This is a genomic window from Embleya australiensis (genome assembly GCF_051903075.1).
In the GTDB taxonomy this organism is placed as follows: domain Bacteria; phylum Actinomycetota; class Actinomycetes; order Streptomycetales; family Streptomycetaceae; genus Embleya.
Window position 1 is genome coordinate 1,739,818 of the sequence record NZ_CP182422.1, and the last position, 15,346, is coordinate 1,755,163.

Annotated in this window: 16 protein-coding genes; 5 read left to right on the forward strand and 11 right to left on the reverse strand. The window is 71.2% G+C overall.

Annotated elements, in window-relative coordinates:
• Nucleotides 1–28: 28 nt before the first annotated feature.
• From ACMXN5_RS07190 to ACMXN5_RS07200, 3 genes are all read right to left on the reverse strand, one after another.
• Complete coding sequence (locus tag ACMXN5_RS07190) at nt 29–613, reverse strand: SUKH-4 family immunity protein (protein WP_439674548.1); 585 nt, start codon at nt 611–613, stop codon at nt 29–31.
• A 20-nt stretch (nt 614–633) separates the two neighbouring features.
• Nucleotides 634–2,013, reverse strand: a complete 1,380-nt coding sequence (locus tag ACMXN5_RS07195; RefSeq protein ID WP_439674549.1) for a hypothetical protein — start codon at nt 2,011–2,013, stop codon at nt 634–636.
• A gap of 281 nt (nt 2,014–2,294) precedes the next feature.
• The gene (locus tag ACMXN5_RS07200; protein WP_439674550.1) at nt 2,295–3,554 is read right to left on the reverse strand and encodes an MFS transporter; all 1,260 of its coding nucleotides are present in this window, start codon (nt 3,552–3,554) and stop codon (nt 2,295–2,297) included.
• Between the two features lie 61 nt (nt 3,555–3,615).
• On the opposite strand from ACMXN5_RS07200, the gene ACMXN5_RS07205 reads away from it, so the two are divergent.
• Entirely contained in the window at nt 3,616–4,062 is a 447-nt protein-coding gene (locus ACMXN5_RS07205) for an ArsR family transcriptional regulator (protein ID WP_439674551.1), read from the forward strand.
• A gap of 44 nt (nt 4,063–4,106) precedes the next feature.
• Here ACMXN5_RS07205 and ACMXN5_RS07210 read toward each other — a convergent pair whose 3' ends face one another.
• Together ACMXN5_RS07210 and ACMXN5_RS07215 are read right to left on the reverse strand one after the other, a co-directional pair.
• A complete protein-coding gene (locus tag ACMXN5_RS07210; RefSeq protein WP_395785675.1) occupies nt 4,107–4,784 on the reverse strand; it encodes a hypothetical protein in 678 nt (225 codons plus the stop codon).
• 165 nt (nt 4,785–4,949) lie between these two features.
• Nucleotides 4,950–5,807 (reverse strand): NAD(P)H-binding protein, encoded by an 858-nt coding sequence (locus ACMXN5_RS07215; protein WP_439674552.1) that lies wholly within the window; start codon nt 5,805–5,807, stop codon nt 4,950–4,952.
• A 135-nt stretch (nt 5,808–5,942) separates the two neighbouring features.
• On the opposite strand from ACMXN5_RS07215, the gene ACMXN5_RS07220 reads away from it, so the two are divergent.
• Nucleotides 5,943–6,692, forward strand: coding sequence for a TetR/AcrR family transcriptional regulator (locus tag ACMXN5_RS07220; protein ID WP_439674553.1), 750 nt, complete (start codon nt 5,943–5,945; stop codon nt 6,690–6,692).
• 34 nt (nt 6,693–6,726) lie between these two features.
• On the opposite strand, the gene ACMXN5_RS07225 is transcribed toward ACMXN5_RS07220, so the two are convergent.
• Together ACMXN5_RS07225 and ACMXN5_RS07230 are read right to left on the reverse strand one after the other, a co-directional pair.
• Nucleotides 6,727–7,056, reverse strand: coding sequence for a helix-turn-helix domain-containing protein (locus ACMXN5_RS07225; protein WP_439674554.1), 330 nt, complete (start codon nt 7,054–7,056; stop codon nt 6,727–6,729).
• On the reverse strand, nt 7,053–7,424 hold the full coding sequence (locus ACMXN5_RS07230; protein WP_439674555.1) for a type II toxin-antitoxin system RelE/ParE family toxin: 372 nt from the start codon (nt 7,422–7,424) through the stop codon (nt 7,053–7,055). The genes ACMXN5_RS07225 and ACMXN5_RS07230 overlap by 4 nt, the downstream gene beginning before the upstream one ends.
• 143 nt (nt 7,425–7,567) lie before the next feature.
• Between ACMXN5_RS07230 and ACMXN5_RS07235 the strand changes: the two genes are divergently transcribed.
• Nucleotides 7,568–8,881, forward strand: coding sequence for a DUF445 domain-containing protein (locus tag ACMXN5_RS07235; protein WP_439674556.1), 1,314 nt, complete (start codon nt 7,568–7,570; stop codon nt 8,879–8,881).
• Between the two features lie 36 nt (nt 8,882–8,917).
• Here ACMXN5_RS07235 and ACMXN5_RS07240 read toward each other — a convergent pair whose 3' ends face one another.
• Complete coding sequence (locus tag ACMXN5_RS07240; protein ID WP_439674557.1) at nt 8,918–10,540, reverse strand: acyl-CoA synthetase; 1,623 nt, start codon at nt 10,538–10,540, stop codon at nt 8,918–8,920.
• Between the two features lie 611 nt (nt 10,541–11,151).
• Here ACMXN5_RS07240 and ACMXN5_RS07245 point away from each other — a divergent pair.
• Both ACMXN5_RS07245 and ACMXN5_RS07250 read left to right on the forward strand, forming a co-directional pair.
• Nucleotides 11,152–11,706 carry a protein kinase domain-containing protein gene (locus ACMXN5_RS07245; protein WP_439674558.1) on the forward strand — a complete coding sequence of 185 codons (555 nt, stop codon included), beginning with the start codon at nt 11,152–11,154 and terminating at the stop codon, nt 11,704–11,706.
• Between the two features lie 76 nt (nt 11,707–11,782).
• A complete protein-coding gene (locus tag ACMXN5_RS07250) occupies nt 11,783–12,004 on the forward strand; it encodes a hypothetical protein (protein WP_439674559.1) in 222 nt (73 codons plus the stop codon).
• A gap of 92 nt (nt 12,005–12,096) precedes the next feature.
• On the opposite strand, the gene ACMXN5_RS07255 is transcribed toward ACMXN5_RS07250, so the two are convergent.
• From ACMXN5_RS07255 to ACMXN5_RS07265, 3 genes are all read right to left on the reverse strand, one after another.
• Nucleotides 12,097–12,897: a crotonase/enoyl-CoA hydratase family protein gene (locus ACMXN5_RS07255; RefSeq protein ID WP_439674560.1), complete on the reverse strand. Its 801-nt coding sequence runs from the start codon at nt 12,895–12,897 to the stop codon at nt 12,097–12,099.
• An 82-nt stretch (nt 12,898–12,979) separates the two neighbouring features.
• Complete coding sequence (locus ACMXN5_RS07260) at nt 12,980–14,110, reverse strand: acyl-CoA dehydrogenase family protein (RefSeq protein ID WP_439674561.1); 1,131 nt, start codon at nt 14,108–14,110, stop codon at nt 12,980–12,982.
• A gap of 33 nt (nt 14,111–14,143) precedes the next feature.
• Nucleotides 14,144–15,334 (reverse strand): acyl-CoA dehydrogenase family protein, encoded by a 1,191-nt coding sequence (locus ACMXN5_RS07265; RefSeq protein WP_380040234.1) that lies wholly within the window; start codon nt 15,332–15,334, stop codon nt 14,144–14,146.
• Between the last annotated feature and the right edge of the window lie 12 nt (nt 15,335–15,346).

A 15,346-nucleotide genomic window follows, 5' to 3' on the forward strand; every position in this document is an offset into this window, starting at 1 on the left:
TTCCTTCCCGATCGCTCGGCTCGATCGCTCAGCTCAGTGGATACAGGCCGTCGACGTACGAGCCGAAATAGAAGACCCACAGGCTCTCCCCCTGCCAGGGAAGCGGGTCGCGCGGCTCGATCCGGGCCCGGACGGAGTCGGCCACGTGCGCGTATTCGTCGTTGCTCGGGCCCCGGGTTCCCGGTGTCGTGCGCGGGGTCTCCCGCTCCAGCAGGCACAACATGGTGCACAGCGAGGACAGATCCCCGTTGATCGTGCAGTAGTCCGCCCCGCCCTCCGGGAACGCGTGGATCCGGCCGGTTTCCAGGTGCAGGAAGACGTACCAGTACTGGATTCCGCCCAGCAGGAGTACCGGGCCGACGCCGTCCAGCTCGGGCAGGTCCACACCCTCGTCCGGATCGCCGAGATCCAGCAGCCGCGACGGCTGCGCGCCCTCCTCGCCGGCCAGCGCGGGGGCGATCCGGAACAGCCCCTGCGGCAGGCCCACGTCGCACAGGAAGTCCAGATCCTCGGCCCGAGCCTCCACCTCGGCGAGCGCGGCGCGCGAGGCACGCACGACCCGTCGCTCGGGAAACGCCTCCAGGAGCCGGCCCCGGTCGATGTCGAAGATCATCCACTACTCCAGCGTCGGGCTCAGGGATACCGGTACGTGTATACACCGGCGAGCGGACTCGTGTTGCCGGCCCGGTGCTGCTGCTCCAGGTCGAACATGTACAGGTTGAACGGACCGTTGCGGTCCGCCCCGTCGAGCCGACTCGAATCGAAGTCCGCGACGTGGCTGACGTCCAGCGGGGAGCTGCGACCCGGACCGTTGAGATGCATGTCGACCCACAGGTCGCAGCCGGCCCCGCCGGTCTGCGGGAAGACCTGGCAGGGCGCACGTTCGGTATACAGCCGGGTCACGTCGTTCTGCATGCCGTTGTGCACCATCGGCAACCCGATCGCTCGTTCCGAGTGACCGCTGTTCTGGCCGCTGCTGCCCACCAGGATGAAGTCGCCGGCGGCTTGTCCGGAAGGGTCCCGATAGTACAGCGACGCATAGTTGTTCCCGCCGTAGTCGTTGCCCGCCCGACGCACGTCCTCCACCGCCTGGGACAGATCCGTGGGGTGTTCCAGACGCTGCGATTGCACGGGAGTGCGCGGACCGGCGCCGTCGTTGTCCGCCTGCTCCTTCGAGAACCGTTTGTATCTCCCCTTGCCGCCCGGCACCGGGACCCGTTTCGGTTTGCCCTTGGGGGTGAGCTCGGGATTGCCGTCGTCGTCGGTCTTGATCTTGACCTTGATCGTGCCGTCCGGATTGAGCACCCGGTCGATGCCGCTGTTCGTGCCTCCGGGGGTGACGGGCACGAGTTGGCCGTTCGCCAATTGATGGACCCGGCCATTCTCGTCGACGAAGTACACCGGGGTGCGGTTCGAGCCGGGCTTTTGCGCGGCGTTGCCCGACGGGCCCTTGCCGTCGCGCTCGGCGTCGCCGATCTTCTTCGGGTCGCCGTCGATGCGCTGCCCGAACTTCTTGAGGTTGGCCTCCTCGGTGGCGGCCGTCTTCTTGGCACTGACCCGCACGTTCCCGGCGGTCTTGGCGACCGCCTGCTGGAGCGCACCGCCGGCCCGGGAATGGCCGGTGGACAGCGGCTCGAAGACCTTGCCGAAGGTCTGGCCCAGGCTGTCCTTGTTCCAGAACGAACCCTTGGCCTGGAGTACGCCGCTCAACTTCGTGTGCGCGGCCTCGATCCGGGCGGCGGAGGCGTCGATGCCCCGAGCGCCGGACTCGACGTGTTCCGGCTTGTGGCTGAAGCCGTTGCCGCCCCTGGGCGGCGGTCCGGCGGGCGCGCCGGTCTTGGCGGTGGTGGTCGCCGGCGGGCCGCCGGGGGCGCCGCCGGTGTCGCTGCCGGGACGTTTGGGGGCCTTGGGTACGGTCGCGGTCGGTGCCCCGCCGCTCGGCTTGGTGGTGTCGTGGCCGGTACCCGAGGCGCCCGAATCGCCGCCTTTCGGGCCGGTCTTCGTCTTGCCCATCCCCGATCGCCTCCCCGTAGGACGTCGTGTGCGTACGACGTTCCGGGAGACGGCGAACCGATGCCGCCGAGGTGGACTCGAGGCGCGCCCGCCCGTTCGATGCGGGGCGGCCCGCGCGCGGCCGCCGCGCGCCACTGCCCCCGTAGTGATCGAACGACGCCGACCAACCTACGTTCGATGCGCGTGGGAACCAACCGGATTCGGGTCAAGTAATGGAAATCCTGGGGCAGTCGAGGGTGTTCCCGCACGGACGTGTCGGTCGACCGAGCCGGGTCGCGGCGTCAACCGCGTTCTCCTGCCGCGCGGTTCGTCCGCACCAGGGCCGCCGCGACGGTGGCCGCGCCGATCAGGGTGATCGCGAACGCCGTGGTTGCGGTACGCAGGCCCACCGCGTCGCTCAGGTAGCCGACGGCGACCGGGAGCAGGCCGGCGGGCAGGTAACCGCCCACGCTCAGCGCCGCGTTGGCCTCGGCGGCGCGCTCGCGCGGGACATGCGCGCCGAGGAGGGTGAGGCCGCCGAGTTGGCCGAGGCCCTGACCGGCGCCGGCGAGGATCGCGGCCGTGATCAACAGGGGCGCGGACGCGAGGTATACGGCGGCGATCAACACGATCATGCCGGCGGCGATCGCGGCGGCCCCGGCGAGCAGCACTGTGCGAACCGCCCACCGGCGCACCGCGAACTGCACGCCGGTCGCGGCGGCGAACATCACGAACGCCGTGGAGCCCGCGACGATCCGGCTCGACGTGTCGAGGAGGTCGGCCAGGAGGGCGGGGCCGAGCGAGAGCACGAACGAGGTGGCCGTGATCCCGGGGGCGAACACCGCGATACCCAGGAGCAGTTGGCCGCGATTCGCGGCGGGCACGGACGGCACGCGGAACCACCGGGCGGCGGTGGGTGCGGCGGCCGGTCGGGCGAGCGGCAGCCGGTACACGACCACGAACGCCGTGGCGAGCAGCACCGCCTCGACCACGAACACGGTGGTGGTCGGCCCGGGCACGGTCTCGGACAACACGCCCGCGAGCATCGGCCCGAGCCCGGCGCCGAGCACCATCGCGGACGAGGCCGCCAACGCCCCGAGCCGCCGGTGCGTCGACCCGGCGACATCGGCGACCGCGGCCATCCCGGCCGACACGGTCGCACCGACGGCGACGCCGGTGAGCAGGCGCGCGACGACGAGCGCGGGCACCGAGGCGGCGGTGGCGAAGACGAGGCAGGCGAGCGCGGCCAGACCGAGGGCGGGCAGCAGTACCGGCTTGCGGCCGATCCGGTCGGAGAGCGCGCCGGCGACGGTGAGCGCGCCGAGCAGGCCGACGATGTAGGCCGCGAAGATCACCGTCGACGTGCCGGAGGAGAAGCCGAGTTCGCGCCGCCAGACGACATAGAGCGGGGTCGCCGCGTTGGAGAGCACGAACACGGCGGTCACCGGCCAGGCGGCGAGCCGGATCCGGGCGGGCGACACGGGCGCGGGCGGAAGAGGCGCGGGCGGGGCGGAGGTGGGCACGGCGGGCACGGGCGCAGGTCGGACGTCGGTCGGTGACATGGAACCCCCAGGACACGGCTGTACGAATCGAGTCGTACTGACTGTACGAGTGGATTCGAACATGAAGTGCAGTACGATGCAACTCGTACAGCAGCGGCCGGCGCCGGCCGCCCCCGGTGAGGAGAGATGCCCAGTGGCCCACGACGCGGTCGTCCGCCCGGTCCCCGACGACGCCCCCGAGCCGCTGCCGGAGCCCGCGGTCGGGGAATTGCGCCTCGAAGTGGTCATGGGCGCGCTGAGCACCCCGCTCCGGATGGGCATCGTGCGCACGCTGCTCCTGGACTCGACCGAGTTCGACCACACGTGCGGCTGGTTCGGCCTCGCCCAACCCAAGTCCTCGCTCACCCACCACTTCCGCGCCCTGCGCGAGGCCGGCCTGATCCGGCAGCGGCAGTACGGCCTGGAACGCCGCAGCCACGTCCGCGTCGACGACCTGGACCGCCGCTTCCCGGGCCTGCTGGACCTGGTCGCCGCGTGGACCCCCGCCCCCGAATCGACCGACGCCTGAGTGTGGTTGCCGGACCGGGCCGGCGGCGACCGTACCGCCACGGCCTACAGGCGGTCGTACCAGCCCGGGTGGCTGTTGTGCAGGGCCGCGAGGGCCAGGAGTATCCGGCAGTCGACGTGGCCCGGCGGCAACTCGTAGGAGTCGGTGGTACCGACGCTGCCCAGGTATTCGAAGACGCGCCTGCCGTCGTGACGCCAGATGGTACGCAGCGGCAACCTCGGCGCCTTGCCGCCCAGTACGGCCACCGCCATCATCAGCCCCCACAACGGGGACAGGGCCCACCACGCGATCCAGCCGAACGTGGTGCCCTTGGCCGCGTGCAACGTCGGCCCCTCGGCCGGGCGGATCGTCCAGGACGTGCGGCGCAGTCGGCGGATGCTGCCCTGCTCGCGATGCACCGTCGCCAGGTGCTCCCCGGCCGGTCCGGTGATGCTGTAGACCGCGTAGTCGGATGCGGCGGAGTAGGTGCCCACCGCGGCGATCCGCTGTCGGCGGGCGCGGTCGGCCCACAGGACCAGATGCCGCGAGGGGGAACTGCCCATGCCGTCGGTGGGCGCCGCGTCGATGTACGCGACGTCCTCGTAGTGCCGTTCGCCCTGCGGGCGGACCCGGACGATCGGGCCGACCCACGTATGGGCGGGCACGTCCCTGGCTTCATCAGCCTGGAGTGCGCGGCGTACCTCGATTGCGGCACCCGCGCCGGTGTGAAGCGCGACGGTCATGTGCGTCCAGAGTTCGGTAAACGGCCGGTCTGGACAGCAGGGTAGACAGCGCGGAGGCCCTGTGGGGAACGTGGGAGCGAGAACCCCACCAAAGCGTGCACCGGTCGGGCGGAATGTCCGTCCGACCGGTGGGTTTGTACCCATGTCGGGCTCTGCGCAGGCGACTTACCCGCGTGGGGCGGCCAGTTCGGCGAAGTCCTCGCGGTGGTCCAGCACCCAGGTGCGGAAGCTGCGCCCGGGCCGGCCGGTGATCGCCTCGGTGGCGCCGGAGACGGGCTCGGGGTCGACGGCGTGCTGCCACAGGTCGAGAAGGGCGTTGGCGTAGCCCTCGTTCATGTGCCGGGTCAGGCCCGCCAGCGCCTCCTCGCGGCTCACCTCGGCGAACGGGAGCGTGTGGCCGAGGACATCGGACAGGATCGCGATCTGCTCGGCGAAGGACATCGATTCGGGGCCGTTGAGGTCGATCGTCTCGCCGAGGCGGTCGCCGGCGAGCAGCACGGCGGCGGCGACGTCGGCGATGTCGTCCTCGTGGATCGGGGCCAGCTGGGCGCCGGGGTACGGGAGTTGGATGCTGCCGGCGCCGAGGATCTGGTACTTCCAGCCGATCGTGTTGCCGGCGAACGCGCCGGGGCGCAACACCGTGTACGGGAGGCCGGATTCGGCGACGGCGACCTCGACCGCGTGGTGGCTCGCGGCGAGCGGGTTGACGGCGGGGTCGGGTGCGGCGGCGGCGGCCGAGGACAGCAGCACGATGTGCCGGACCCCTGCGGTGCGCGCGGCCGCCAGGAAGTCGGCGATGCCGGCGGCCTCGGCGTAGAGGAAGACGTTGTGCACGTCGCGCAGCGCGGCGGCGGCGTCGGCGCCGGGCTCGCGCAGCGACAGCCGGACGGCTTGGACGCCGGGGAGCGGATCGAGGGCGGTCGGGTCGCTGCTCGCGATCCGCACGTCGCGGCCGGCGGCGAGGAGGCGGGTGACGACGCCGCGGGCAACACTGCCGCGAGCGCCGGTGACGAGGGTGGTCATGGTGATCGATGTCCTTGCGTATGCGTGGGGCCGCTGTGGCGCATCGGCCGAGGGCCGCGCACTGCGAACGAACGGTGTTCGTCACGAACAACGTACGTTCCGAACAGTGTTCCGTCAAGGCGTTATGCTCGGACCATGTCGAACCCTCCCGGCGCACCTCGACGGTCCGCCCCCGCCGCCCCGGTCAGCCGCCGCACCCGCCCGGCCAAGGCCGCGCTCAGCGCCGACGCGCTCGTGTCCGCCGCGCTCGCGATCCTGGACGCGGACGGGCTGGAGGCGGTGACCATGCGGCGGGTCGCCCAGGCGCTCGACACGGGCGCGGCGTCGCTGTACGTCTATGTGGCGAACCGGGACGAACTACTGGCGCTGGTCTACGACCGGGTGGTGGGCGAGATCCCGCTGCCCGCCGTCGGTCCGGTCGGCGCGCCGGTGCCGCACTGGCGGGCGGAGCTGACCGCGCTGATCGGCAACGCCGTCACCGTCCTCGGCAACCGGCGCGGCATCGCGTCGGTGGCCCTGGGCGACGTCCCGACCGGCCCCAACGCACTGGCCCTCGCCGACACGATCCTGGCCCTGCTGGCCGGCGCGGAGATCGACGACCTCACCCGCTCGCTCGCCCTGGACCTGATCAACCTGTACATCACCGCCGCCGCGACGGAAGAGTCCGCCTACGCCGCCAAGGGCGAACAGGGCCAAACCGAGGAGAGCGCGGTGGCCGAGATGAACGAAACCTTCGCCCGCCTGTCCGCGACCGAATACCCCCACCTGGTCGCCATGCGCCCCACCCTCACCGAAGGCTCCGGCGACGAACGCGACGCCTGGGCGGTGCAAGTCCTCCTCAACGGCATCCTCACCACCCCCGCCCGCCCACCCCGAACCCCCTGAGACCGACCGATCCCGACAGGGCTGTCGTCGTCATTCAGGCCACTCGAAACGACATGTCGCCGATGCTGACGGTGACGTCGAGCCGCCCGCCCAACGCGGCCGCGTACGAGCGCAACGTCTCCAGTTCCATGGCGTCGAGATCACCGGTCTCGATCTGGGACACGCGCGCCTGGGAAACCCCGAGGATCGCCGCCACCTCGGCCTGCGTCCGCCCCAGGGACTTGCGGAGCTCCTTCAGGTGGAAGCCGACGACATAGGCGTCCAGTTCCGCTCGGGCCCGCGACTGCGCCCCGGGGTCGGCCAACTCCGGATTGACACGGTGGGCATCGGCCTTGATGTCCTGCCAGCGCCGTGCGGGACTCATGATCGCTGCTCCTTCTGCTCCTCGCGGTACTCCTGATACCGAGCCTCCGCGAGCGGAATCGCTTCCTCGTACCACCGTGACCACTGACCGGCCTTGTCGCCGGCCACGAGGAAGATCGCCTGCCGATCGGGATCGAAAACAAACAGTATGCGAATCTCGGTGCGCCGCCGGGAAGCCGGGCGCAACTCCTTGAGGTTCGGCAGACGACTGCCCCGCAACGTGTCTACGAGCGGACGGCCCAGCGTCGGCCCACGCTGCGCCAACAGGTCGATGGCCTCCACGATGAGGGCCGCCGAATCCGCATCGGTCTCGCACAGCTTCAGGAACCAGCTCTCCACAGGTTCGAGAAGGCGAATCTCCCATGACACGCGTCGAATATAACATGTGGCTTATATGTGCCGGAGTGACACGTTCGTCGGGTGGGGATCTTGTCGGGGGGCGTGAGGAGGGCCACCTGGCTGGGTGGTGTCGTGGCGGCTTTTCGGGTGGGCAGATCATCACAATGACCCTTATGGAAGATCTGGCCGAACCCGTGGCCCCTGCCCCACGTTCTCGACCCGTCGGTGGCGCCGGTCGCACCGCCGCCGAGGTGGAGAAGTTGCGTGGGGTGCGGCGGATGAAGGTGATCGCCACCGGCTTTTTGGTGTTCGCCGTGGTGTTGTTCGTGCTGGCGCGGTGGGCCGAGGCTCGGGGAGCCGGGGCGTGGGCCGGGTACGTCCAGGCGGCGGCGGAGGCCGGGATGGTCGGCGCGATGGCCGACTGGTTCGCGGTGACCGCGCTGTTTCGGCGCCCGCTCGGGTTGCCGATCCCGCACACCGCGATCATCCCGACCCGCAAGGACGCCCTCGGGCGCAACCTCGGCGAGTTCGTCGGCGAGAACTTCCTCTCCGACGCGGTGGTGCGGCAACGCCTGGCCCGCATGGACGTCTCCCGACGCGCCGGCACCTGGCTGGCCGCCCCCGGGCACGCCGAACGGGTCACCGAGCAGCTGGGCGCGCTGGCCCGCGCCGCGCTGACCGTGCTGCGCGACGAGGACGTGCAGAACGTGTTCGGCCAGGCGATCACCCGTCGGATCTCCGCCCAGGCCGTCGCCCAGCCGATCGGCGAACTGCTCGACCGGCTCGTGCGCGACGGCGCCCACCACGGCCTGGTCGACCTGGTGGCGACCAAGGCGCACGACTGGCTGGAGACGCATCGCGAGGCCGTACTGCGCGTGGTCAGCGAGGAGTCCCCCGGCTGGTCCCCGCGTTTCCTGGACCGGCAGATCGCCAACAAGGTGCACCGCGAACTCGTGCGCTTCGCGGGCGCGGTGCGCGACGACCCGGAGCACACGGCCCGACTCGCCGTGGACACCTTCCTCGCCGACGTGGCCCGCGACCTCCAGCACGACCCGGCGATGATCGCCCAGATAGAGCGCCTGCGCGACCGCACCATCGCGCACCCGGCCGTGCAGGACCTGATCGCGTCGGTGTGGGGCGCCGCGCGCGCGATGCTCGTCGAGGCCACCGAGGACCCCGACAGCGCGCTGCGCAACCGGGCCACCGACGCGATCCGCTCGCTGGCGACCCGGCTCGCCGAGGACCCGCGCGTGCGCGGCAAGGCCGACCGCTGGATCGAGCAGGCCGCCGCCTACGTGGTGACCACCTACCGCGACGAGATCACCGCGCTGATCACCGACACCGTCGGCGCCTGGGATCCCCAGGAGACCAGCCGCAAGATCGAGATCAACGTCGGCCGCGACCTCCAGTTCATCCGGATCAACGGCACCGTCGTCGGCGCGCTGGTCGGCCTGCTGATCCACACCCTCACCCAGGTGCTCGGCTGAACCGACCCGACCCCGACCCCGACGACGCCGCCGCCCTCAGCTGCTCGGCCGCGCCGACTCCGACAGCTCCTCCGCCCGCGCCTTGGCCGCCCGCAGGTCCACCTTGCCCGCCGCCGTGCGCGGGATCGACTCGACGAAGTGGATGCGCTTGGGCGTCTTGTAGCCCGCGATCCGGGTCCGGGCGTGCGCGGTGATCGCCTCCGCCCCCGGGTCGGCGCCCTCGCGCAGCACCACGAGCGCGGTGACCGCCTGGCCGAAGCGCGGGTCGGGGACACCGACCACGACCGCGTCGAACACGTCCGCGTGCGACTTCAGCGCGTCCTCGACCTCGTCCGGGTACACCTTCTCGCCACCGGTGTTGATGGTCGCGCTGCCCCGCCCGAGCAGCAGGATGCTGCCGTCCTTGTCCAACTGCGCGTAGTCGCCAGGCAACACCCACCGCCGCCCGTTCGCGTCCCGCACGAACGTGGCGCGCGTCTTCTCGTCGTCGCCGTGATACCCGAGCGGGATGTGCCCGCCGACGGCCAGTCGGCCCACGTCGCCCGAGCCCGGCTCGACCGGCACCAGGCGATCGTCCAGGACCGTCGTGGTCTCCGAGGAGGCGAACCGGGTGGCCGCGCCCGGCGCGCCGGTCTGCCGCATGGCGGCGCCGGTCTCCGACGCGCCGAAGCTGTCGATCACGAACATCCCGGCCTGTTCGAGCGCGTTCCGCACCGCCGCGCTCATCGGCGCCCCGCCGTTGCTGATCGCCTTGAGCGCGGACAGGTCGTAGGTGTCGGGGTTGGCCGCCAGCCAGTCCGCGAGGGGCCGGCCCATGCCGTCACCGACCACGGCCATCGACAGCGCCTTCTCCCGCGACGCCAGCGCCATCACCGCGTCCGCCTCGAAGGCGCGCCCGGTCCACATCAGGAACGTGTTGCCCATGTAGAAGGTGTTCCACATCGACCACTGCCCGCCGCCGTGCATCATCGGCGCCAGGCCGAGCGTGGTCATACCGGCCGACTCGCGCACCGTCTCCGCGAGTTCGCCCGGCGTGCGCAGCTTCGGCCGGGCGCCGCGTCCGGCCTGGAGGGCGGCGAAGAAGATGTCCTCGCCGCGCCACAACACACACTTGGGCATCCCGGTGGTGCCGCCGGTGTACAGCCCGTACAGGTCGTCGTCGCTGCGCGCGCCGAAGCCACGCGCGGGCGAGGCCGCGGCGAGCGCGTCCTCGTAGCCCACGGTGTCCTCGGCCGGCTCGGTCGAGCCGTCCTCCAGGATCACCACGTGCCGCAGCGTCGGGAAGTCGGCCCGGATCGCCGCGGTCGCGCCGGCGAACGAGCGCTCGGCGATCACCGCGACCATGCCCGAGTTCTCGTACAGGTAGCGCAGCTCGGCCTCGACGTAGCGGTAGTTGATGTTGATCGGCACCGCCCGCGCCTTGTGGCAGCCGATCATCGCCTCGACCCACTCCGCGCGGTTCCACGCGTGGATCCCGACGAAGTCCCCGGGCTCGATCCCGGCCCCGAGCAGGTGGTGCGCGACCCGGTTGGCCCGCTCGTCCAGTTGACGGTATGTCAGGCGTACCTCGCCCGCGATCATCGCGGTGCGGTCGGGGATTGCGTCCACCACGATCTCGAACAGGTCGGCGAGGTTGAACGACGGGCTGACGGGCGTCATGGTCGGCTCCCACGGCGGATGTACGGATGCTCCCGACGCCGGGGATCCGGGGCCGAGGCAGGGATCCCATCCGGTCGGAAGCAGGGTCGGGCCAACTTACCCTTGACTCGATCAAAAGAATAGCCGCGCCATCATCCGGCAAAGCACTGTCGGAACCTGCCCGCACGGCGGTACTTTCCCGCCACGAAGGCCCGGCGTATGTCCCCGAACAGCCGGTTGCTCCACACTTGCGCGGCCACGCCCGACCCACGACCGAACTCCGGGGGGAGACATGCGCGTTCTGGGTGGCAGATACGAATTGCTGGAGTCGGTCGGGCACGGCGGGATGGGCGTGGTCTGGCGCGGCGTGGACCGCGAACTGGGCCGCACCGTCGCCGGGTTGTCCCACCCGGGCGTCGCGACGCTGTACGACGTCGGCGAGGACACCACCGGCGCCGAGCCGATCCCCTTCCTGGTGATGGAGTTCGTCGACGGTCGCACGCCGGCCGAGGCCCTGCGCGAGGGCCCGCTGCCGATCGGCCGCACCGTCTCGATCGCACACGACGTCGCCGACGCGCTCGTGCACAGTCACGGCCACGGCGTGGTGCACCGCGACCTGACCCGCCAACATCATGCTCACCTCGACGGGCGGGGTGAAGGTGCTCGACTTCGGCATCGCCAAGGTGCTCGCCGAGACCACCACCCGGCTGACCGCGACCGGGATGACCGTGGGCACTCCCGCGTACCTGTCCCCGGAGCAGATCGAGGGGCGCGACGTCGACGCCCGCACCGACCTGTACTCGCTCGGCGCGCTCGTCTACGAACTGCTCACCGGCCGGCCGCCGTTCCTGGCCGATTCGCCGTTCGCGGTGATGCACCAGCACCTGTCCAAGCCCCGAACGCCGACCGGCAGCCCGGTCGAACCCCCGATCCGGTCGCGACCACCGGCACGGGCCACCCGCCGCCGGTCCCGGTGTCGCCGCCGTCGCCGACTCGGGTCCGGCCGCCCGACCCGGGCCCGCCACCCCCGTACGACTTCGGCCCGCCGCCGTGGCGGCCCGGTCTCCCGCCGTCCGTCGGCTCCGCACCGCAACGCTCCGGCGGCCCCTGGGCGGTCCGCTTCCGGCTCGGCGCCGACGGCCTGCTCGCCGTCGCGGGCGGGGCGATGCTCGCGGCCGCGTGGCTGAGCGCCCGACCGGACGGCTTCAAGGGGTTCAACTACCTGCGTCCGGCCTCGGCGGTGCTCGCCGCGGTCGCGCTGCTGTGGTCGGCGCGGCTGGCGGTGGTACTGGTATCGCGGCGTTCTGGCTGTTCGCGGCCCTGACCGGCTGGTCGTGCGCGTCGCTGACCACCGGCACGCTGATGATCACCCTCTGGGTCGTGCTCGCCCTGCCGGCCTCGATCGAACTTGCCCGCGAGGTGCGCTCGCGGCGTCCGGCCGCGACATCGCCGAAATTTTCCGATCGATCGACGCAACCCGCGTGACCGCACACGCGTCGAGATGATGAGGACCCGCCGGGGGATTGCCGTCCCTGACCCGGCGGGCCCGTTTCATACCGAAGTTTTCCGATGGCACATCACGTGCCCTTGAACTCCGGGGTCTTCTTCTCCGCGAAGGCTCGCGGACCGATCTTGGCGTCGTCGCTCATGAATACCCGCATTCCGATCTGCGACTCCAGCTTGAACGCATCTTCCTCGGTCAACTGGTCGGTTTCACGCAGAACGCGCAGGACCGCCTGAACGGCGAGCGGACCGTTGGCGGCGATCTGGTGGGCGATCTCCTTCGCCTTCTCCAACGCGCCGCCATCGGGTACGACATGCCCGATCAGACCGAGCTCCTTGGCTTCGGGCGCCTTGATGTGGCGGCCCGTCAACAGCAGGTCGGCGGCGACAGTGTACGGAATCTGCCGGCGCAGGCGCACCGCCGACCCACCGAGCGGGAAAAGACCCCAGCGCACCTCGGAAACCCCGAAGCGGGCCGACTCGCCGGCCACCCGGATGTCCGTGGCCTGGAGGATCTCGGTGCCGCCCGCGATGGCCGGGCCCTCGATGGCGGCGATCAACGGCTTGGTGAGGGTGAAGCCCTTGAGACACCACTTCATCACGGACATGTCCATGGCCGGCCTGCCCTCGCCGCCCTTGAACGCGTCGCCGGGCGCACGCCGGCTCATCGCCTTCAGGTCGGCGCCCGCGCAGAACGCGCCGCCGGCGCCGGTGAGGATGGCCACCCGGATCTCGGGGTTGTCGTTCACCTCGTCCCAGGCGGCCTCCAGGATCTCGACCATCTCGCCGGTGACCGCGTTGCGGGCCTCGGGGCGGTTCATCGTGATGACCAGGACGGGGCCGTCCCGCTCGACCAGGGCGTGCGGTTCGCTCATGTCTGTTCGTCTCCAGAAGATCCGGGAATCACGGGGTGCGGCGCCGGCGCGACCGCACCTGGGGTGGACTCGGTCGAGCCGGTCAGGCGAACTCCCCCGCCGGCGTGGCCGCGAAGCCGGCGCCGATCCGCAGCGCCTGCTCGGTGGCGCCGCCGAGGGAGAGTTCGAGCTGCTTGGCGTGGTTGAAGTAGCGGTGCACGAAGTGCTCCTCGGCCACGCCCATCCCGCCGTGCACATGCACCGCGGCGTGCGCGACGCGGTGGCCGCCGTCGGCCGCCCAGAACTTCGCGGTCGCGATCGCCTCGGCGGGATCCAGGCCCTCGGCCACCTGCCAGGCCGCCTGCCACGTGGTCAGCCGGATCGCCTCGACGTCGATGTACGCGTCGGCGAGCCGGTGCCCCACCGCCTGGAAGGAGCCGATCGGCCGCTTGAACTGGACCCGCTCGCTCGCGTACTTCGCGGTTTCGCGCATCGCCTTCTCGGTCACCCCGAGCTGCGTCGCGCACAACGCGAGTGTGGCCAGCTCGCGCAGGTTCACCGCCGCGTCGGGGCCGCCGAGCACGGTGCCGACGGCCCGCTCCAGGGTGACCAGGCCCGCGATCTCCTTGGCCGTGGTCAGCTGGGCCTCGATCCGCACGCCGGGCGCCTTCGGGTCGACCAGGAACACCCCCGCGTGGCCGTCGCCGAGGTCCGCGGACACCAGGATCAGGTCGGCGACGGTCGCCGCCGGCACCCCGGTCTTGACCCCGTCGAGGTGCCAGACCCCGTCCGTGCACACCGCCTTCGTCGCGGGCGCGGCGCCGTCCCGGCCGTACGGCTCGGCGAGCGCGTAGGTCAGGATCCGCGAACCGTCCACCGCGCCCGGCAGCCAGGCCGCCTTCTGCTCGTCGGTGCCCATCCGACTCAGCAGCGACGCGGCGACCATGATCGAGGGCCCGAACGGCACCGGTGCGAGCGTGCGGCCGATCTGTTCCAGGATCAGACACTGCTCGAACACGCCGTAGCCGGAGCCGCCGAACTCCTCCGGCAGGCCGATCCCGAGCAGGTTGGCCTTGGCCAGCTCCGCCCACAACTCGCGGTCCAGGCGCGGCGCGCCGTCCTGCTCGACCCGCTTGTCCAGCGCGGTCAGCGCCTCGTGGGTGACCCGCTCGCCGAGGATTCGCCCCGCCAGGCCCACCAGGTCCTGCTGTTCTTCCGTGTAACCGAAGTCCATTTCACCTGTCCTTGTCAGCGTGGTGACGGCGGGTCAGCGCGGCGGCCGGGGCAGCCCGAGGCCCAGCATCGCGATCATGTCGCGCTGTACCTCGTTGGTGCCGCCACCGAAGGTGAGGATGAGCGCCGTGCGGTGCATCTTCTCCAGCCGGCCGCGCAACACCGCGCCCGGCGAGTCCTGCTGGAGGTAGGCGTCCTCGCCCAGGCACTCCATCAGCAACCGGTAGGCCTCGGTGGCGAATTCGGTACCGAAGATCTTGGTCGCCGAGGCATCCGACGGGCCGACCTTGGCACCGTGGTCGACCGCCCAGGCGATCTTCCAGTTGACCAGCTTGAGGAACTCCACCTTGGCGTGCACCCGGCCGAGGTTGGCCTGGACGTGCTCCCGGTCGATCACGCGCGAGCCGTCCGGCAACACCGCCCGCTCGGCCCAGCGCCGGGTCTCGTGCAGCGCGAGCTGGATGCCCGCGGCCGAACACAGCGCCACCCGCTCGCGGTTGAGCTGCCCGGTGATCAGCTTCCAGCCGCCGTTGAGTTCGCCGACCATGGCCGACGCGGGCACCCGGACGTTCTCGTAGAAGGTCTGCGAGGTGGTCTGGCCGCCCATGGTCTTGATCGGGGTCCAGGAGAAACCCTCGGCGTCGGTGGGCACCAGGAACATGGTCAGCCCCTTGTGCCGGGGCGCGTCCGGGTCGGTACGCGCGGCCAGCCACACGTAGTCGGCGACGTGGATCAGCGAGGTCCACATCTTCTGCCCGTTGATGATCCAGTCGTCGCCGTCGCGGACCGCCTTGGTGGTCAGCGCGGCGAGGTCGGTGCCGGCGCCCGGCTCGGAGTAGCCGATCGAGAAGTGCATGTCGCCGGCGAGGATCTTCGGCAGGAAGAAGTCGCGCTGCTCCTGCGTGCCGTACTCCATCAGGGTCGGGCCGACCGTGTTGATGGTCAGGAACGGCACCGCGGCGCCGGCCAGGGTCGCCTCGTCGGTGAAGATCAACTGTTCGAGCATGGTGCGGTCCTGACCGCCGTACTCCTTGGGCCAGCCGATGCCCAGCCAGCCGTCCTCGCCCATGCGCTTGACGACGCGGCAGTACGCGCCGTCCTTGCCCATCAGGCTGGTCTCGCCCGCGGCCTGCTCGGCCCGGATCTCGGGCGTCATGATCCGCGCGAAGTATTCGCGCAGTTCCCGTCGCAGGTCCTCCTGCTCGGGTGTGTAGGCGATGTGCACGTGGTCTCCCTG